Below are 18441 nucleotides of genomic sequence, written 5' to 3' on the forward strand. Positions count from 1 at the left end.
TTAAGGGAAATATACAAGTGATAATATTGCATGGGAAAAATTATAAATTCAGTATTTAAGCATAAATATCAACACCAATGAGACTTTGCACCTCGGCGCGACGATCTAAATTTGCAAATTCAGTATAAGTAGAAATTGCTCTGCTCACTTTTGGTGAAGGTTGATCATAAATTGTTTGTGTATATTGGGTTTGAGTATTATTGGTATGTAAAGACAGCTTAGCGGCAAGGTCAACACCTGCGGGGCTTGACTTAACAAACTCAGCAGGTTTTTGATTGGCAATGGCATTACTTAACGTATCAGTAGATACATTAGGCACATTTTTTTTAGTGATAATTCTACCGGGAATATCCCCCGTATAAAAACCAGAACCAATCGGTAAAGCCATAATAGATACTCTTTTAAACTATCAGGTTAATTATGAGCCAAAATATACATTGTTGCAACTTACTCGCGACCGGGTAGCTTTTTCCATGTAACAGTGTCACGAACATACTTAGGTTGAGCTTGTGCTGGCGACACGGTGTGGTGATTTGCGAATGCATAATCAATATGTGCGACCATAAACCCTGCATCAGGTAGTGTAATAGCGTTATTGATTGTTATATTTGTATAATTATCAAGGGCGTTAGGGTATGTTTTCCAGCCTGTTCCTACTGCTGCGCCTTCTGGATTGTCCAGTATTAGTGCATCTGGTTTCAGCACTTGCTCTTCACCTTGTAACACCATTAGACTCTCATCATTTAGCATATAATGAGCAAAATAAATCTCTCCCATGCGTGCATCTATCGCGCAATATACAGACTTATCACCCGTTTGCTGATGTGTCTGCTGTGCCATCATTTGTAATGTGGACACCCCTACTAATGGCAACTTACACGCATACGCTAAACCTTGTGCTATGGCGACACTAATTCGAACGCCAGTAAAGCTACCAGGGCCTTGACCAAAACCAATGACATCTAAGTCATTTAAACGGCAATTTGCTTTACTAAGTAACTCATCAACTAAAGGGAGTATTTTTTGACTATGCTGTTGCGGACACTCTTCAAAGTGATGAAATGTTTGGCCGTTGTAATTAAGCACTAAAGATAATGCTTCTGTAGATGCATCTAAAGCTAAGAAGTTGATTGGTGTAGCATTCATTTGGTTACTCATGGAATGTATTTCTCTAATTAATTTGTTCTAAAAATTCGCTTGCAGCTTCAAGGCTTCGAGTACGGCGCATTGGGGGTAAGCTTTTCAAAAAAACTTGTCCATACTGGCGCGTCACTAAACGGTTATCACAAATGACAAGTACGCCTTTATCTTTATTATCTCTAATGAGCCGCCCAACCCCTTGCTTAAGCGCAATAACAGCCTGAGGTAATTGAATATAGGCGAACGGATCATGGCCTTGTAATTGCGCGTCTTGCATCTTTGCTTGTAACAATGGATCATCTGGCGCTGCAAACGGTAATTTATCAATAATAACACAACTTAATGTGCTGCCTCTAACATCAACCCCTTCCCAAAAAGAAGCAGTGCCTAAAAGGACTGCATTGCCGTGGCGGGTGAACTTTTCGAGTATGATCCGTTTTGACATTTGTCCTTGCATATATATGGGATAATCAATCTGCGTACTCAAACCTTCCGCGACTAAATGCATCATGCGGTAACTTGTGAATAATACAAAACACCGCCCTTTTGCAGCTTTAATTAAATCAAGGGTGAGCTTTACAATTGCATGCGGCATGTTTACAGCATGCGTTTCAGGTAAATAGCGCGGTAAACACAATAAAGCCTGCTTATAATAATCAAACGGGCTATCAACCATCATACTCTGTGCCGGTTTTAACCCAAGACTGGCGTTAAAGTGTGTAAGCTCATTATCAACCGATAATGTTGCCGAGGTAAATACAAAGCCCGCGCCAGTGTCGGCCATCATTTTAGCAAATTTAACGGATACATTAAGGGGGGTTATATGTACCGTTAAATATCGACGCGTTGTTTCATACCAATAACTATTACCCGTTTGGCTAATATCAAATACCCGTTCTAATTGACCTTTAAAGGCTAAGGTGCGTTCAAATGGATGCTCTATTTTGTCGCTACGATCTAAACAATGTTTGAGTACTTGATATAAAAAATCGAGATCACTAATTACTCTGTGTAATGCTGCGCATATGTCCTTATTTGCCAGCATTTGTCGCCAATCGCCTCGGCTACCGTCTAAACCAAATTGTAAACGTAGATCAGCCACGCTGGTTTCAAGTTTATTAAGTGTTTTACCTAACTGCAGCATATCTGGAATGTCGGAACGGTAAATTGCACGTAAATCATTAATTAAGTCCACCAGCTTTTTGGTGCTAATACTTTCACCAAAGTAGTCACTGGCAATTTCACTTAATTGGTGTGCTTCATCAAATATATACGCGTCAGCTGTAGGGATAAGTTCAGCAAAGCCGGTATCTTTAACTGCCATGTCTGCAAAAAACAAATGATGATTAACCACCACAATATCTGCATCCATTGCGGTTAAACGGGCTTTGCGGATATAGCAATCTTGAAAATCAGGACATTCTTTACCTAAACAGTTATCCGCAGTGGAGCTTACGTAAGGCAATACTTTGGCATCTTCTTCAATGCCAATACAGTCAGCTAAGTCACCGGTACGTGTTTCACTGGCAAATTTAGCTACCATAGCTAGCTGATGCATTACATCAGAATCATCCGTAGGCACATGTGCAACATGTTGATTTAGGCGATAAGTACACAAGTAATTACTGCGCCCTTTTAACAGAGCTGTTTTTTTACTTGCACTTAATGCTTTAACCAATTGTGGCAAATCACGATGATATAGCTGCTCTTGCAGAGCTTTAGTCCCGGTAGATATAATCGTTTTTCCCTTAGATTTAAGGGCTGGGGCTAAGTAGGCATAGGTTTTACCAGTACCAGTACCGGCTTCAACCACCAGCTGCGAGCGATTTTTAAGTGCATCACTCACCGCTACAGCCATATCTATTTGTGGTTGACGTGGCGTATATCCATCAAGTGATAACGCTAACGGCCCGGTTGCACTAAAAAGCTCTTTGATAATCTCGTTCGCTTAACTAAATCTAATAGCAGGATTTTACGTAAGCCATAGAGTCAGAGCAAGAAAAGAAACCAATGGTTTTGAAATAACCCGTTTTTAACTTTAATTAAAAACTAACAAATATAATCAATATAAATACATATCCGAGGGTCTTGGTTAATAAATGCTGGTGATGACGTGATCAACGCATTATGTTCTTGAGCCAACCAGTTTGTCCCTTTGTAAATTGCAATGTCGCCGTCACAAAAGTGATTAATAACATGATCCTCAGGAGGTTTAATTTGGTGCGTTAGTTGCCCGTCGACTAAAGGTAAAAACGTTGCATTACTGTGTTCAATCCATTGTTCACCGGTACCGCCTACGGATGAGGCCATACGGGTAATCATTGTGTTTTTATGAAAAGCAGGGCTAATCGCATGGTCACAACTAATAACACGGATACCAATCTCTTTTGGTTCAAATAACACCTCAAACATACTTAACATTTGCTTTATATGCGCTGAGATTAAATCACCGTGTGCTGCCTTATTAAAAAGCTGCTCAACTTCAGTGTATAACTTAGGGTTTATTCCACCTTGATAGCGAATTAATTCTCCCTGACTATGTTGTGCATATTTTTTAGCCGCAGTCGAAAGTGCCCAGCTAGACTTACAGCAATAACACGCAAGTACAGTATTTAAATTATAAATTTGAGATAAAACATTTGCCTGTGTATCAATAGAATAAACAGGTGAAACTGTTTGTTCTTGTGAAAGTAACGCATGCATAGAACTAAAACCATAATGATATGTGATATTATATCAAATTAACATTTTTAGGTATTTTGGCAAGCCTTTAATACGAATATAATTATTTATTAAACAACGGAGTTTCTTATCAAGGCTGCGCCTTCCAGAAGATTAAATTTACTGCTTTGTACTTTGTATTTAGTTTGTAGTTAACTGTATTACGATGCTGATGCCTCATAGAAAATCGATAATGCAGCAAAAAAGAAGTTTACTGCTTAGTCCTCGATTTTTACTTATCCACGAATTCACAAACCTCTCATTGCAATTCCCCCTTCATATTGAATAAAATTAAACCAAGTAAAGTGCAACAGTTTTCACAGCACAGTAAAAATTACAGTGCTTAAAGGTTATGCCCATGTATCTAAGTGAGCTTCATCGTCTTCTGTTTTTTTCTGATTTTGAGTCGTTTCGAGCTGTTTTTTATTAATCTTATCTTTTCGTTCTATGTCACGTTTTTTACGTTTTTCACGTTCAACTACCATCACGTTCGACTCTTTTAGACCCGCAATATGAAACGCGCCTTTTGATTGAAGTTGCAATTTAGTTATTTGCCCTAAATAAGGGATCATGATGTCCATACGTTCCTCCTTTTGTTACTCTTATTATCGACAGTTATAGCTTATTCTTTAATTTGTAGAAAAAAAACTTGCCTCACTATATAAAAATATGTTTTCCTATATGTGAAATTTATTTAACAGATTCAATTTCTTTGTTTACATATATTAAACGAAGATTTATAGGAAATATTATAATGCGCTTAAACCTGACAACAGTACATCATCACCACCATTCACCGGAATAACCTGTCAGGTCTTTCGCTGAGAGGTTATTCCTAAAAGGAACCTCTGGCGAGTCAAAATACAATGATTCATTTTCGCCCTGAGGTTCCCTCGGGGTTTTTAGTTTTTAAATTAAAGGAAAATGAATAATGAGTAACAGCAACCGTCTACGTATCGCCATCCAAAAAGGTGGCCGCCTTTCTAAAGATTGCCAAGATTTACTAAAACAATTAGGTGTTAAGCTTAATTTACGTGAGCAACGTTTAATTGCTCACTCAACTAATATGCCGATTGACGTACTGCGTGTGCGCGATGACGATATTCCAGGTTTAGTCATGGACGGCGTATGTGATTTAGGTATTGTTGGCGAAAACGTACTTGTTGAAGTGCAAGCAGAACGTGAACGCCAAGGCGTACCAAGCGAAGTAACTAAACTTTCAAAACTTGATTTTGGTTATTGCCGCCTTGCACTTGCATGGCCTTCAGAGCTTGGAAAACAAGAAAAAAGCTGGTTTGAAGGCAAGCGTATTGCAACAACCTACCCTGAAATTTTAACTCAATACCTAAAGCGTGAAGGGATCAATGCCAGCACAGTAATGCTTACAGGCTCAGTAGAAGTGGCGCCTCGTGCAGGACTTGCTGATGCAATTTGCGATTTAGTCTCTACTGGTGCAACACTTGAAGCTAACGGTCTAATGCAAGGCGATACTATTTTAGAATCAAACGCCTGCCTTATCCAAAATAAAGACTTACAAGATGCTGACAAACTAGCGCTTATTAATAAGCTTATGCCTCGCTTACGTGGTGTGAGACAAGCTAAAGAAAGTAAATACATCATGTTACACGCGCCAAAAAATAAGCTGGATGAAATCTGCGATATTTTACCAGGCTCAGGTCAACCAACCGTATTAGCACTAGCAGGCTCAGATGAATACGTTGCCCTGCACATGGTAAGCAGCGAAACATTATTTTGGGAAACCATGGAGCAATTAAAAGCGTTAGGCGCGAACTCCATCCTCGTTATGCCAATTGAAAAAATGATGGAGTAAGTCAATGTTGCGCTGGAATGAGGTATCGACTGACGCACAAGCTGCGGCGCTAATGCGCCCAGCGGTTAGTGCAAGTGCGGAAGTAGAAGCAATTTGCCAAGCAATTATGGCAAACGTAAAAGAGCAAGGCGATACAGCCTTACTAAACATGGCTAAGCAATATGATAACCGTGAAACACCTCGTTTATTAGTACCTCTTAGTGAGATTAATGATGCTGAGCAACAACTTAGCAGTGAGCTTAAATACGCAATTGATACTGCCTACGCTAATGTAAAACGTTTTCACCAAGCACAGTTACCTAAAGATATTAAATTGTCGACTCAGCCTGGCGTGCTATGCGAACTAAAATATCAAGCCATTGAAGCCGTAGGCATTTATGTACCCGGCGGCAGTGCGCCATTACCTTCATCGGTGATCATGCAAGGTGTGCTTGCGCAGCTTAGTGGCGCAAAAACAGTGGTTTTAACAACGCCAGTACAAGGCGACTTACCAATAAATCCAGCAATTTTATATGCGGCTAAACTATGCGGTATCAAAACAATCGTAGAAAGTGGCGGCGCCGGTGCAATCGCCGCCATGGCTTATGGTACAGACTCAGTGCCCAAAGTGAATAAGATCTTTGGCCCTGGTAACAGCTTTGTCACTATGGCTAAACAGCTTGTCGCACAAACAATTCCTGGCATGGCGATTGATATGCCTGCAGGCCCGTCAGAGGTATTAGTCATTGCAGACGAACGTGCCAACCCTGAATTTATTGCCGCTGATTTACTCTCACAAGCAGAGCATGGAACAGATTCACAAGTAATTTTACTCTCTAATTGCGCGCTAATTATTGCACAGACAGAGCAAGCTATTGAACGCCAACTTACAGCATTATCACGCCGTGATATAGCCGCTCAAGCATTAGCAAATTCATCGTTTATTTTGGTTGATTCTATCGAACAAGCATTTGATGTATCAGCGCAATACGGCCCTGAGCACTTAATTTTGCAACTTGCCGATGCCAATCCATATTTAGCTAAAGTTAAAAATGCCGGCTCAGTGTTTGTCGGTGATTACACCCCAGAGTCTGCGGGTGATTATGCGTCGGGTACTAATCACGTATTACCGACTTACGGTTATAGTGCAACGTATTCGAGCTTAAATCTGCTTGATTTTTTTCGTACTTATACGGTGCAAACAATCACCGAAAATGGTTTGAAAAACTTATCAAAAGCAATATTACCGCTTGCAGATGCAGAAGGACTTGATGCCCACGCAAGTGCTGTAAAGGTGCGTTTAGAGGCTATGAATAGAGGCAATGAATAATGAGTAGTAACCCTTTATTACCCGCAAATATCGATGCATTAGCAGCGTATAGCTCGGCAAAAAGCGAAAAACTAACCGGCACAACGTGGTTAAATGCTAACGAAAGCCCATATGTTAAAAATATTGATATTACTATTAGTGACTTAAATCGCTATCCAGATCCACAACCAACAAGCGTTATCAATCGCTATGGCGAGTATGCAAAGCTCAACGCCGATCAAGTATTAATGACCCGTGGAGCAGATGAAGGCATTGAGTTGCTGGTTCGCACTTATTGCCAACCAGCGACAGATTCAGTTGCTTTATTTTTACCAACTTATGGTATGTATAAAGTAACCGCCGATACCCATAATGTCGCGATTAATGGATTAAGCCAAGCACTGCTATTAGAAGGCTCAGTTGATGAAATAATCACAGCTGTTGGTAACAGTAAACTAGTGTTTATTTGTAACCCCAATAACCCAACAGGCAGCATAACGCCGCTTGATAAAATCAAAGCTATTGCCACAGCACTTGCAAATAAAGCATTGGTTATTATTGATGAAGCCTATATTGAGTTTTGCCCAGAGCAAACCGCAAGCAGCCTTATTAATGAATTTGCCAACGTGGTTGTATTGCGTACACTTTCTAAAGCCTTTGCGTTAGCTGGCCTGCGAACAGGCTTTACCCTTGCACAAGAGTCAGTACTAGCACCTATTCGCAAAGTCATTGCGCCGTATCCGGTATCAACGGTCGTCGCAAGCATTGCTGCGAGTGCTCTAAGCCCAGATGCAATTACTTCAATGCGTCGCCAAGTAAGTATTCTAAATGCGCTCAAAATAAAACTAAAGCAGTGGTTAGAAGCATCCCCTGCTGTATTAAAAGTATTAAGCGGCGAAGGTAACTTTGTAACGCTAAAACTAGCTAACAAAAACAGCTTTAATATTGCCCTTGAGCAAGGCCTAGTAATGCGTTCATTTACTTTGTACGGCGAAAACGACTGGCTGCGCATTTCAATCGGTAGTGAACAAGAATTAGAACAAGTAAAAAGTTGGTTAGATGGGCTTAGCCAATCAGCCACGCTAAAAGAGCAGGAAGTATCATGAGCAACCCTTATTTATTTATCGACCGTGACGGCACTATCATTGCCGAGCCAATTACCGACAAGCAAGTAGACAGCCTAGAAAAATTAGAGTTTTTACCCAATGTGATCCCTGCCCTATTGCAGTTGCAAGGTGCGGGTTACCGTTTAGTAATGGTGTCGAACCAAGATGGTTTAGGCACTGACAGCTTTCCAACAGCTGACTTTGATATTGCCCAAGATAAAATGATGGATATTTTGTCTAGCCAAGGCATTAAATTTGACGAGGTATTAATTTGCCCTCACTTTGATGAGCAAAACTGTGATTGCCGTAAACCTAAAACAGGCTTGTTAACACAGCTTATGCGTTCAGGCAAAGTTGATTTAGGCCGTTCATTTGTGATTGGCGACCGTCAAACTGATATTGGCCTTGCGCAAAACTTATGTTGCGAAGGTATTTTGTACGACGGTGATTGGAACGCGATTGTTACCAAGCTGACGACAGCAGATCGTAAAGGCCGTATTACTCGTAACACCAAAGAGACGCAAGTTGATGTAAAAATCAATTTAGATCAAAACAAAAATGGTGAGATCAGCACCGGCCTTGGCTTTTTTGATCACATGCTTGACCAAATTCGCACGCACGCCAATATTGGCCTTGATATTCAAGCCAGTGGTGATTTACACATCGACGAGCATCACTTAGTTGAAGATATTGGCATCGCGCTAGGTTTGGCACTTAAACAAGCGCTTGGCACTAAATCGCAAATTGCCCGCTATGGTTTTGCCCTGCCTATGGATGAATGCAAAGCAGAGGCACAAATTGATTTATCAGGGCGTGCGTCTTTTGTTTTAAACGCGAACTTTAGCCGTGAAAAAGCCGGTGATTTAGACGTACAAATGGTTGAGCACTTTTTCAAAAGCTTAAGTGACAATGCTGCAATTAGCTTAATATTGTCAGTAAGCGACGGTAACTGTCATCACCAAGTGGAAGGTTTATTTAAAGCATTCTCTCGTGCCTTGCGCATGGCTGTTGCGGCCGACGCCAGTCAACAAACTGCCAGCTCTAAAGGATGCTTATGATTGCCATAATTAATACCGGTTGTGCCAATATAAACTCGGTACGCTTTGCGTTTGAACGCCTTGGCCAAACACCCGAGGTGATCACATCCCCTGAGCAGCTTAAAAACTTTGAACGCGCTATTTTACCCGGTGTTGGTCATGCGTCAGTTGCTATGAAACGCCTTATTGAAGGTGGTTGGCAAGAAGCTATTAACGACTACCAACGCCCATTGATGGGGATTTGTTTAGGCATGCAATTACTCTGTGAGAGCACTGAAGAAGGTAATGTGCAGTGCTTGGGTAAAATCCCTGGGCAAGTGAAAGCCCTTGATGTAGGCAGCTTAACCTCACCACACATGGGTTGGAATAATCTTATGGTTAACCGCGGGCATGCCTTAACTAAAGGCCTTGATATAAACGACCAAGTGTATTTTGTACACAGTTTTGCGCATACAGTGAATGATGCCACGCTAGTAAGCGGCGAATACGGGCAAACTTTTTCAGCCATTGTTGCCAACGATAACTATGCGGGTATGCAATTTCACCCAGAGCGCAGCGCAAAAGTCGGCACCCGTTTATTACAAAACTTTTTAGACTGGCAAGTTTAGTCAACAAATTATAAAGAGAATTTAACGTGATTATTCCAGCATTAGATGTATTACAAAATCAAATCGTGCGCTTATATCAAGGTAAATACGATACCGCACAGTTTTACCCGTTTGAGCTTGGCGCTCGCTTACAAGAATACGCACAAAGCGGCGCAGGTAAATTACACCTTGTTGATTTAGAAGGCGCACGGGATCCAGACAAAAAACAATGGCAACACATTCAAGCAGCCACTAAAGCACTAAATGTGCCGTATCAAGTTGGCGGCGGCATTCGTACTGAACAAGACGTAAGCGACTGGCTTAAAGCCGGTGCCAACCAAGTTGTAATTGGCTCTATGGCAGTTGAAAAACGCGATGAAGTAAAAGGCTGGATTGAAAAATTTGGCGCACAGCATTTTGTTATCGCCCTTGATGTAAATAAAACAGACAGCGGCTGGGCCCCTGCCACTCACGGTTGGTTAAGTGAATCTGAATTTGGCTTATTTGAGCTAGTGGACTTTTATGTTGCACTTGGCGTTATTGATTTTTTGTGTACGGACATCAGCAAGGACGGCACTATGACCGGCCCTTCATTTGCTTTGTACCAAGATTTAGCAAAGCACAACAGCGACATTAAAGTACAAGCTTCTGGCGGCGTAAGTTCACTCGATGACATTAAAAAGCTTAAAGAGCTAGGCGTAGGCGGTGTTATTTTAGGTAAGTCATTGCTCGATGGCGCATTTAATGTTGAGGAGGCGTTGGCATGTTATCAAAACGCATAATCCCGTGTTTAGACGTTAAAGACGGCCAAGTCGTTAAAGGCGTTAAATTTAAAGGTCACGAAGTCGTTGGTGATATATTAACAATGGCTAAAGCGTATAGCGAAGCCGGTGCTGACGAACTCGTATTTTATGAAATTAGCGCAAGTGTTGAAAAACGCCTACTCGATGTAAATTGGGTCGAAAGCATTGCCCGTCATATCGACATTCCATTTTGTGTAGCCGGTGGTATTAAATCGGTCGCCGATGCTGCACGCGTGCTAGAGCGCGGCGCAGATAAAATCAGTATCAACAGCCCTGCTATAGCACGCCCTGAACTTATCAAAGAGTTACATGATGAGTTTGGTAAGCAATGTGTGGTCGTCGGTATTGATAGCTTTTATGATGACGTAACTGGCGAGTATTTAGTGTATCAGCTAACTGGCGATCCCAATGCATCAAGCCGTACACGCTACAAAACGCAGGAATGGGTTAAACGCGTGCAGGACTTAGGCGCAGGCGAAATTGTACTCAACTGCATGAACCAAGATGGCGTGCGTAACGGCTACGATAACGAGCAACTATCTAAAATGCGCGCTTTGTGTGATATTCCACTGATTGCCTCTGGCGGCGCGGGCAGCATGCAAGATTTTGTTGATGTATTTAAACAAAGCCAAGTAGATGGCGCACTCGCTGCGAGTGTTTTTCACAAAAACGTGATCAACATTGGCGAATTAAAACAGTATTTAACAGATAACCAAGTGGCGGCGCGTTTATGCAACTAACTAAAGAAAACCTCACTCAAGTCGACTTCGCGAAAAGCGAGCTGATCCCAGCCATAATTCAAGATGCCCGTACTGGGGTTATTTTAATGCAAGGGTTTATGAATCAAGAGTCCCTTGAGGTCACCTTTGAAAAGCAAAAAGTGACCTTTTATTCACGTTCAAAAAACCGTTTATGGACGAAGGGTGAAACCTCTGAGAATTACTTAGAAGTAGTGTCGGTCCATACAGATTGCGATTACGATTCAATATTAGTGCTCGCCAACCCACTTGGCCCAACCTGTCATTTAGGCACGCAAAGTTGTTTTGGTGATGCCGCTAAACCAAGCTTGAGCTTTCTAGCACAACTTGAACAAGTGATTGTAGAGCGTAAAAACGACGACCCTGAAAAAAGCTACACAGCGTCACTTTTTGCTAAAGACTTAAGCCGTAGCTGCCAAAAAGTCGGTGAAGAAGGTGTAGAAGTTGCTCTAGCCGCAATGAAACACGACAACGACGAGCTAACGAATGAATCAGCCGATTTGTTGTATCACTTAATCGTGTTACTACAGCGTCAAGGCCTTGAGCTGAAAGACGTGGTAGAATGCCTACAAGGCCGTCATAAATAAGTTTATCTATAGTTGTTTATTAAGCTATGAGTTTTTAACAAAGGATAAAAACACACAGATATTAGCATTCTTTACTCAATCCAAATACATTGACTTGCTAAATGCTTAAGTCGCATTAACTGAGTTCATATTTTGACTCAATTATTTATTGTTCTCTTAACTAGTTTGACGTAAAATTTGATTTGATCAACCTCTCGGCTCCGCTTTATATATCAATAAAATGAAGCCGGAGGTTGTGAAATTAAAAAATCACTTTTCATGCTTTAGCTACAAATAAATAATAATTTCTGTAGGTTTTAGATAATTAAGTTTAAAGCGTAATTTATCTAAGGTATTAAAATTAAAGCCTTTGGATCTAAGGTAATATGATCATGGTTATTATGAACATTATTAAACTTCATTTTATTACTTGGTTCCCAGCTCCCTAAGCCAGTTTCGAGTACCTTTGTAGCAATAGTTAAATTACCATTTATCATAAGGCTATATAACCAACCGGCTGACAGTTCACCATATTTAGAACCATAACCAGAATATAAACGTTGCACCTCTGACACTGTTGATAGTGCATCTAAGCCAGCCCTTTGATTACTTACCCATATTTTAACTATATCTAAGTGCTTTTGTTCATCCGACACCATTGTGTTTCCAACAAAATAATTACTCACAGCCCTTTGCAAACGATTGTAGTTTTCCTGACCACTTTTATTATCCAACTCCGTAAATTGAAAGGTGTCTATATCTGTACCATATTTATGACTTTTATGGCCGATGTTACGCCCATGCTCACCTGATATATCGTTTACTCGTGTAATAAGACTGAAGTTATTTTCCAGCCAAGCATAAGCTCCTTTTGATGACCAATCGTCTCCGCCTTTGTCACGAGTCCAACCAAAACGTTTAACTTTTTCAGGCATCGCCCAAAGTGCTGTATGTGCTCCTGACAATAACTGAGAATTTACTTCTTGATTATCATGAAAGCCATTGACTATAAATTGATATTTAAAATTTCGAAATCGTGCTTCTGTTAAGTTACTTTTATTCCCTTCTAGTTTGAATGTTACTGGTACTCTGTATACATCACCACCTAAATTTATAACTTCTTTAGACATAAAATCATAAGAATTAACTAGAATTGGAGTGCTAATAGATTCTGGTGGCATTAGATAAACGTCAATGGAAGACAGAACAGTATTTTCTGCTTTAGAGATCGTTAAATCATAACTCCTGTTAAATACATTCTTGTTTCCTAACTTAGGAATTGACACTATTTCACTTGGGTACTTTATCTTACCACTTGATGAAATGCTTTTGACTTTTACTAACTTAATTTTCGGGTAATTAATAGAAGCAAGGACCATACTCCACCTACAATTTGAGCCATAACTTCCACTCCTTCCTATATCCACTTTTATTTTGAACGTTCTATTTTTAGGATTAATGTGTGAAACATTAAAAACCTCAGAAATAATAGCCCTAGAAGCACCATCAGGATTAGGTTTTAAAATAGGGCCAAGATAAAGTTGTGAGTATATTCCTCTTTTCTGCGCATAATAAAATGATCCATTATTGTTTTGCAAAGATAGTTCCCATGAATCATTCCATTGCCCTAAACAAACATCATGTCCAAAATATTGCCACATATTTGTCGAGACGCTGTAAGTTAGATTAAATGACTCAACGCCATCCGGAAGGGTAAACTCATATTCTTTATCCCAAAGCTGATATCGAGTAAAAACACCAATCATTTTTGCATTTTTATTATTGCTAGTATCAGTAGCCAGTATGTTTTGACCTTCAATATTTTTCAAAAATAAATCTTGAGCTAATTGATAATCATCAAGAGTAGTTGCATCTGAAAAAGATTGGTTATTTATTTCTGAACTATTTATTTTCTTAGTCAACGGTATTAAGACGTCAAAATAATCGGATAATGTTGCATTTTTCGCATATGAAAAATATCGTAAGCTCACCATTGTATTTTCATTTAATTCAAATTGAGCGAACGTTCGATAATAATCCCCTGTAGGGTGTTCTATTTTACCATTCACTTGCCACAACCCTAGTTCCAATTCTGGAATAACAATATTACCTTGCGAATCAGGGCTTAATGACAACTTTGTTTTCGTTTGTGACTGCTAGTGTGATATCTTCAATATTGATAAGTTGACTTAGATTCACTGGGATAGTTATCTTCAACGTTAATTGTGCTGATTGGTAAAAGAAAGAGACACATCGTGACGGAAACTGGTGATAATCATTTGATGTTGTGAAGCATATTTCCAACGGCCCCTGATCAAGCTCTTTGAGTTTGGTGTAAAATTCATTTGTTTTATTAATACGAATCACATTATCTTTCAAACTAAAATACTCAGTAACATCGTGCGTGCCAAGTAAATAATTCGCAGGTTTGCTCAATATTACACTTTCAAGGTACTGAGACCTGAGTTGGTGACCTAAAGAGTCCTCAAAATATAGTTCCAATGGCTGGCTATCGTTTAAATGCTGAGGAAACCCTATTAGTTGTGAATCTTCATAATGCAGGTTCGATTCATTTAACTCAAATATATAGTCATAGTGTTGACCTTGCTCCATAGCCGTTTTGAATGCATAGCCCTTATAAGCAATGATTACCTCTTTAGCGCCAGAGCTAAGTTTAAATGTTGTATTAAGCAACCCTTTTTCATTAGTTGTACCTACATAAACATTATCAATTAAGATAGGTATTTCAGCATATGGCATTGCACTATCATGATCATAAACAGTTTTAAATGATAGTTTAACATCATTATTTTTGGGTATACCATAGGTAAAGCTTTGCCAGCTTTCATAGTGTGTTGAACCTTTAGGGCAGGTAATTAAATTCAATGGACAATTATTTATATTCCACTGTGTAGCGACAAAGTAGTGCTTCTCAAACATGACTACATCGCCAAATTGATAAGCTGTTTTAATTTGCCAGTCCATTGCGGTATCTACTGGTATTTCAAACCAAGCACTGTTAGCTATATCAAACCCTTTTACCCAATGCTTTGCGATAAACAACCTATTTTCGAATTGGCAAATGTCCCCACTTTTATAGTTTTTTTCAGACAGACAATCATTCGGAAGTTGACTTGCAAAGATATTGCAGATGGATAGACATAGTAATATTAATACCATCTTGATTAAATTCATTGATTCATCCTTAAAATTTTAGCAATAATCATATACTTTATAGAGTAAGTGCCGCTCTGAGTATTGCACATTTACTATCGGTTATATTGTTCAGTATGATTCCCCTACATGTATATACAGTATAAAAATCCAGCTATCTATAAATTAATTTACCCAAAAAAGCAACGGGAAAGTTTCAAAATAAAGCTTTAGCTAAGCACATTTAAATAAGCTAGCACTAGAGAGACCTTTAAACTGCTCAGCACCTGCTCATCTTCCATTTACAAATATCAGTTAAATTCTAATTACCAGATTTAAAGGTAAAATAAGAGTGACTAAAAATAATTGACTTCGCTTTAAACCTTTCTAGCGCTTTGTGCGACTAAACTAAAAACATGACAAGAATAGAAAGGGAATAATGATGATTAATATATTTACACGACTTACTCTAATCAGTGCCGTACTCGTATCAACTCAAGCTTTTGCTTGGAATAACGATATGACATTACAGAACACAAAACAGCTGACACTTGATGCGCAGTCGCTAACGGCATTAAAGGTAGAGGCAGGATCAGGTTTTTTAAATATAGTGGGCAGTGATACAACTGCAATCACTGTAAAAGCTGAAATTTACCAATATGAAGCGCACGACAATTACTGCCTTAATTTAGCTAACAAAGGCACAACAGCACAGCTCACTGCAAATAATTGTAATAGTAATAGTAATAATGACCAGCAAACACGCATTGACTTAACAGTGGCATTACCGAAAACATTTAGCCTGGATATTACCGACGGCTCAGGCGCGATTTTAATTGAGAATACGGCTGCAACAAAAATTCATGATGGCTCTGGCGCAATAAATGTTGACACTATTAAAGGTGACTTAATCATTGAGGATGGATCCGGTGGCATTACTGTCAACAATGTCAGCGGCACGGTGGATATACATGACGGTTCAGGAAGTATTGATTTAACTAATACCCTTAGTGATGTAAAGGTTCATGATGGCTCTGGCAATATCAATATTGAAAATGTGGATGGCGATGTGTCGGTAACCGATGGATCAGGTGGAATTTATGTTGATACAGCAGCAAGCTTCACTTTAGTTGCTGACGGCTCCGGTCGTGTTAAAATAAAAAATGTACAAAAGCAAACACTTTAACGTTTATTTACGCAATGACTTTGTTTAAGTAATGATAGTGCTCAGCACTGGGGCATGTAATTTCCAGTACTGAGTACTGATATACCCAACAATTCTCAATAACCCATTTGATAAAAAATCAAACCGCCCTTTTATTTTCACCTCTTTCATAGCATTTTTTCAAGCCCTTAGGTATCCTTAACATCACTTCGAAGGATTAGCTATTACAAAAGGATAGCGCATTATGAAAAAGTCTTTATCAGTATTGTTAACTGGCCTAATTTTATCTGGCTGCACAAGTTTAACCACCGAACAACAAACAACTATTGATAATCTTACTCCCTGTGAAAAAATCAACGGGTTATTGAATGCCTATGATAACCGCTTTGAAGAGTTAAAGGGCACACGTGTTAATACTAAGTACATGGAAACGTGGACTGCAAAATACGATCTGGTTGGTGAGGATTGCCAAATAACAGCCGTTGATGCACAGACGGTTACATATCGTTGCCAAGGCGATTTTAAAGAGCAAACAACCGCCGTTGCATTACACCAAAAAGCGGTCGATTTTACCCGTGAATGTTTAGTACAAAAAAACTGGCTTGAAAAGCAAAAAGAATCAGCAGACTCATTACGCACTACTTTTGTATTGGATGACAAAACTCCTGTAATTTCAATTCACACTGCAAAGACTTTATCGCGCACCACACCGTGGTCTACTTCATTAGAAGTTGGTAAACCAATATCAAGCAAATAGCGACAATTTAATATATAAACCCATACCACCTCACAATGCTGAACCCAACGTTTCACAGGAACTTAATCTCAGGTATTACTTTGCAATAATGGTAGTCCCTTTGAAGGTGGAGTGGGTATATGCCCACTTAAACTGGCCTTTAAATATCACGCAACTTTAAAAAAGACATTATGACTTCACCAATTAAATCAAACACCCTCCCGCTAAAAACCGACTGCATTGGCAAATGCTACCGCTTAAAGGGCTACTGCACAGGCTGTGGGCGCACCAGCGAAGAGATTTTTGATTGGATTATATTATCTAATAGTGAAAAAAAAGCGATTTTAGAAACGGTTCGACACGATAATAAGTAATAGGCGCTTTTGGTAGCCAAAACGCCAATCTGAATATGTTTAAGCTTTATCTAACGCTTGGCTAATATCAGCGATAATGAAACTTAAAATTGAACTTAAAATGACACCCATTTTAAGTTTCATCGGAAGTAAAACTGTTTTCCTTTTCTTCCTACAGAGGACTTTCACCTCATAAGTCATTGCCCATGTCGGGCTGTACATAAGTTGCTTATACGGAAAAATAACAGTTGGCCATCGCTTCGCGATTATAGCCAACCATTATTTTCCGCTTAGCAAAGCGTTTTATAAATACCTAAAGGATTGAGTGTGGACGTTACATTTTTTGCAGAAAAAGAAGGGGGCGATATAAATAGCTTTGATGAAGTACCTGAAAATTCATTACTAGCTGGCGGTCGTTTTACCAAGGATCAAATTGGAGATTTGCTTGGCTGCTTTAAATGTTCAGCTTCTGCTTTAAGCGACAACCTTTGGGTACTCCCAACGAGTTTTTCTGAAAACTTAGCAGTAATTGATGATGAGCAATTAAAAAATATTGCCATTGAATGGGCGGATGAACACTCATGGGAAAATACTAATGTTAACTCTATGGATTTAGCTGGTCATTTATTAGAACTAAAGTATGCTTATCTATCTCATTCAAATACAAGAATTTTTGCACTATTTGAGTAAGTATTTATAAAAAGTAGTTCAAGCGGGCCTAAAAACAGTTTGCTCGGTTTCGCTACACTCTACCAACCTACGTAATAACCAAAAAAGGCGCTTCCGGTTAAGGTAAGCGCCTTTTGATTATTTTAGCTATTACTTATTTTACGATTTTCATTTCATCTAATAAGTTTTCTGCGTTATCAACGTAAGCGTATAGCTAACGACACCTAGCCTTGCTTAATATTCCAAGGTAATAGCGGTTCAAGGTCATCGGGCTGCTCAGCAAGGTGCTGTAAGCACGTTGATATGTAGTCATGCACTACAAGATCATTTGCCTTTGCGGTTTCAACAAGACTATAGAGTATGGCGCTGGCATGCGCGCCATTACTGGTATTTGAGAACAGCCAGTTTTTCCGCCCTATTACGAACGGTTTTATGGCTCGCTCTGCTCGGTTATTATCAATACTGAGCCTGCCATCATCGAGGTAACGCCTGAATTTCTCAAACTGGTTTATCGCATAGGTAATTGCT

20 protein-coding genes are annotated in these 18441 nt (G+C 39.5%); 12 read left to right on the plus strand and 8 right to left on the minus strand.

Features of this window, described 5'->3' with window-relative positions; genetic code table 11:
• Positions 1 to 55 precede the first annotated feature (55 nt).
• The 5 genes from A7967_RS07315 to A7967_RS07335 all read right to left on the minus strand — a co-directional run bounded on the left by A7967_RS07315 (position 56) and on the right by A7967_RS07335 (position 4442).
• Positions 56 to 388, minus strand: coding sequence for a hypothetical protein (locus tag A7967_RS07315; protein WP_054203744.1), 333 nt, complete (start codon positions 386 to 388; stop codon positions 56 to 58).
• Positions 389 to 447: 59 nt separating this feature from the next.
• On the minus strand, positions 448 to 1158 hold the full coding sequence (tsaB, locus tag A7967_RS07320) for a tRNA (adenosine(37)-N6)-threonylcarbamoyltransferase complex dimerization subunit type 1 TsaB (RefSeq protein WP_082378997.1): 711 nt from the start codon (positions 1156 to 1158) through the stop codon (positions 448 to 450).
• 13 nt (positions 1159 to 1171) lie between these two features.
• Positions 1172 to 3079 (minus strand): DNA repair helicase YoaA, encoded by a 1908-nt coding sequence (gene yoaA, locus A7967_RS07325; RefSeq protein ID WP_054203746.1) that lies wholly within the window; start codon positions 3077 to 3079, stop codon positions 1172 to 1174.
• A 110-nt stretch (positions 3080 to 3189) separates the two neighbouring features.
• Entirely contained in the window at positions 3190 to 3843 is a 654-nt protein-coding gene (locus tag A7967_RS07330) for a DUF1826 domain-containing protein (RefSeq protein WP_054203747.1), read from the minus strand.
• Positions 3844 to 4211: 368 nt separating this feature from the next.
• Entirely contained in the window at positions 4212 to 4442 is a 231-nt protein-coding gene (locus A7967_RS07335) for a hypothetical protein (protein ID WP_054203748.1), read from the minus strand.
• A 350-nt stretch (positions 4443 to 4792) separates the two neighbouring features.
• Between A7967_RS07335 and hisG the strand changes: the two genes are divergently transcribed.
• From hisG to hisIE, 8 genes are read left to right on the plus strand one after another with little or no spacing between them, the layout of a single operon-like run.
• Entirely contained in the window at positions 4793 to 5692 is a 900-nt protein-coding gene (gene hisG, locus A7967_RS07340) for an ATP phosphoribosyltransferase (protein WP_054203749.1), read from the plus strand.
• Between the two features lie 4 nt (positions 5693 to 5696).
• On the plus strand, positions 5697 to 7001 hold the full coding sequence (gene hisD / locus A7967_RS07345) for a histidinol dehydrogenase (protein WP_054203750.1): 1305 nt from the start codon (positions 5697 to 5699) through the stop codon (positions 6999 to 7001).
• Positions 7001 to 8086, plus strand: coding sequence for a histidinol-phosphate transaminase (hisC, locus tag A7967_RS07350; RefSeq protein WP_054203751.1), 1086 nt, complete (start codon positions 7001 to 7003; stop codon positions 8084 to 8086). Before hisD ends, hisC begins: the two co-directional genes overlap by 1 nt.
• Positions 8083 to 9144 carry a bifunctional histidinol-phosphatase/imidazoleglycerol-phosphate dehydratase HisB gene (gene hisB, locus A7967_RS07355; RefSeq protein WP_054203752.1) on the plus strand — a complete coding sequence of 354 codons (1062 nt, stop codon included), beginning with the start codon at positions 8083 to 8085 and terminating at the stop codon, positions 9142 to 9144. Before hisC ends, hisB begins: the two co-directional genes overlap by 4 nt.
• Positions 9141 to 9731: an imidazole glycerol phosphate synthase subunit HisH gene (gene hisH, locus A7967_RS07360; protein ID WP_054203753.1), complete on the plus strand. Its 591-nt coding sequence runs from the start codon at positions 9141 to 9143 to the stop codon at positions 9729 to 9731. Before hisB ends, hisH begins: the two co-directional genes overlap by 4 nt.
• Positions 9732 to 9757: 26 nt before the next feature.
• Complete coding sequence (locus tag A7967_RS07365; RefSeq protein WP_054203754.1) at positions 9758 to 10492, plus strand: 1-(5-phosphoribosyl)-5-[(5-phosphoribosylamino)methylideneamino] imidazole-4-carboxamide isomerase; 735 nt, start codon at positions 9758 to 9760, stop codon at positions 10490 to 10492.
• Positions 10474 to 11253: an imidazole glycerol phosphate synthase subunit HisF gene (gene hisF, locus A7967_RS07370; RefSeq protein WP_054203755.1), complete on the plus strand. Its 780-nt coding sequence runs from the start codon at positions 10474 to 10476 to the stop codon at positions 11251 to 11253. The genes A7967_RS07365 and hisF overlap by 19 nt, the downstream gene beginning before the upstream one ends.
• The gene (gene hisIE, locus A7967_RS07375; RefSeq protein ID WP_054203756.1) at positions 11244 to 11858 is read left to right on the plus strand and encodes a bifunctional phosphoribosyl-AMP cyclohydrolase/phosphoribosyl-ATP diphosphatase HisIE; all 615 of its coding nucleotides are present in this window, start codon (positions 11244 to 11246) and stop codon (positions 11856 to 11858) included. The genes hisF and hisIE overlap by 10 nt, the downstream gene beginning before the upstream one ends.
• A 326-nt stretch (positions 11859 to 12184) precedes the next feature.
• On the opposite strand, the gene A7967_RS07380 is transcribed toward hisIE, so the two are convergent.
• Together A7967_RS07380 and A7967_RS07385 are read right to left on the minus strand one after the other, a co-directional pair.
• A complete protein-coding gene (locus tag A7967_RS07380; protein ID WP_054203757.1) occupies positions 12185 to 13972 on the minus strand; it encodes a hypothetical protein in 1788 nt (595 codons plus the stop codon).
• On the minus strand, positions 13956 to 15032 hold the full coding sequence (locus A7967_RS07385; RefSeq protein WP_157601463.1) for a hypothetical protein: 1077 nt from the start codon (positions 15030 to 15032) through the stop codon (positions 13956 to 13958). The genes A7967_RS07380 and A7967_RS07385 overlap by 17 nt, the downstream gene beginning before the upstream one ends.
• 397 nt (positions 15033 to 15429) lie before the next feature.
• On the opposite strand from A7967_RS07385, the gene A7967_RS07390 reads away from it, so the two are divergent.
• From A7967_RS07390 to A7967_RS07405, 4 genes are all read left to right on the plus strand, one after another.
• Positions 15430 to 16176, plus strand: coding sequence for a DUF4097 family beta strand repeat-containing protein (locus A7967_RS07390; protein WP_152960617.1), 747 nt, complete (start codon positions 15430 to 15432; stop codon positions 16174 to 16176).
• A 223-nt stretch (positions 16177 to 16399) separates the two neighbouring features.
• Positions 16400 to 16912 carry a hypothetical protein gene (locus A7967_RS07395; protein WP_054203760.1) on the plus strand — a complete coding sequence of 171 codons (513 nt, stop codon included), beginning with the start codon at positions 16400 to 16402 and terminating at the stop codon, positions 16910 to 16912.
• A gap of 170 nt (positions 16913 to 17082) precedes the next feature.
• Complete coding sequence (locus A7967_RS07400) at positions 17083 to 17265, plus strand: DUF1289 domain-containing protein (RefSeq protein WP_054203761.1); 183 nt, start codon at positions 17083 to 17085, stop codon at positions 17263 to 17265.
• Positions 17266 to 17571: 306 nt separating this feature from the next.
• A complete protein-coding gene (locus tag A7967_RS07405) occupies positions 17572 to 17934 on the plus strand; it encodes a hypothetical protein (protein WP_054203762.1) in 363 nt (120 codons plus the stop codon).
• 203 nt (positions 17935 to 18137) lie between these two features.
• Here A7967_RS07405 and A7967_RS07410 read toward each other — a convergent pair.
• On the minus strand, positions 18138 to 18441 hold a 304-nt coding region (locus tag A7967_RS07410; protein ID WP_157756406.1), incomplete at its 5' end, for an IS66 family transposase.

The sequence above is a fragment of the Pseudoalteromonas neustonica genome, from assembly GCF_001653135.1.
Lineage (GTDB): Bacteria > Pseudomonadota > Gammaproteobacteria > Enterobacterales > Alteromonadaceae > Pseudoalteromonas > Pseudoalteromonas neustonica.

What these genes read in the sequence shown, in the direction of transcription:
- hisH (WP_054203753.1), top strand. Translation starts at nt 9,141, where the DNA reads ATGATTGCCATAATTAATACCGGTTGTGCCAATATAAACTCGGTACGC.
- hisG (WP_054203749.1), top strand. Translation starts at nt 4,793, where the DNA reads ATGAGTAACAGCAACCGTCTACGTATCGCCATCCAAAAAGGTGGCCGC.
- A7967_RS07315 (WP_054203744.1), bottom strand. Translation starts at nt 388, where the DNA reads ATGGCTTTACCGATTGGTTCTGGTTTTTATACGGGGGATATTCCCGGT.
- A7967_RS07330 (WP_054203747.1), bottom strand. Translation starts at nt 3,843, where the DNA reads ATGCATGCGTTACTTTCACAAGAACAAACAGTTTCACCTGTTTATTCT.
- hisD (WP_054203750.1), top strand. Translation starts at nt 5,697, where the DNA reads ATGTTGCGCTGGAATGAGGTATCGACTGACGCACAAGCTGCGGCGCTA.
- A7967_RS07395 (WP_054203760.1), top strand. Translation starts at nt 16,400, where the DNA reads ATGAAAAAGTCTTTATCAGTATTGTTAACTGGCCTAATTTTATCTGGC.
- hisB (WP_054203752.1), top strand. Translation starts at nt 8,083, where the DNA reads ATGAGCAACCCTTATTTATTTATCGACCGTGACGGCACTATCATTGCC.
- A7967_RS07390 (WP_152960617.1), top strand. Translation starts at nt 15,430, where the DNA reads ATGATGATTAATATATTTACACGACTTACTCTAATCAGTGCCGTACTC.
- hisC (WP_054203751.1), top strand. Translation starts at nt 7,001, where the DNA reads ATGAGTAGTAACCCTTTATTACCCGCAAATATCGATGCATTAGCAGCG.
- hisIE (WP_054203756.1), top strand. Translation starts at nt 11,244, where the DNA reads ATGCAACTAACTAAAGAAAACCTCACTCAAGTCGACTTCGCGAAAAGC.
- A7967_RS07400 (WP_054203761.1), top strand. Translation starts at nt 17,083, where the DNA reads ATGACTTCACCAATTAAATCAAACACCCTCCCGCTAAAAACCGACTGC.
- hisF (WP_054203755.1), top strand. Translation starts at nt 10,474, where the DNA reads ATGTTATCAAAACGCATAATCCCGTGTTTAGACGTTAAAGACGGCCAA.
- A7967_RS07335 (WP_054203748.1), bottom strand. Translation starts at nt 4,442, where the DNA reads ATGGACATCATGATCCCTTATTTAGGGCAAATAACTAAATTGCAACTT.
- A7967_RS07385 (WP_157601463.1), bottom strand. Translation starts at nt 15,032, where the DNA reads ATGAATTTAATCAAGATGGTATTAATATTACTATGTCTATCCATCTGC.
- tsaB (WP_082378997.1), bottom strand. Translation starts at nt 1,158, where the DNA reads ATGAGTAACCAAATGAATGCTACACCAATCAACTTCTTAGCTTTAGAT.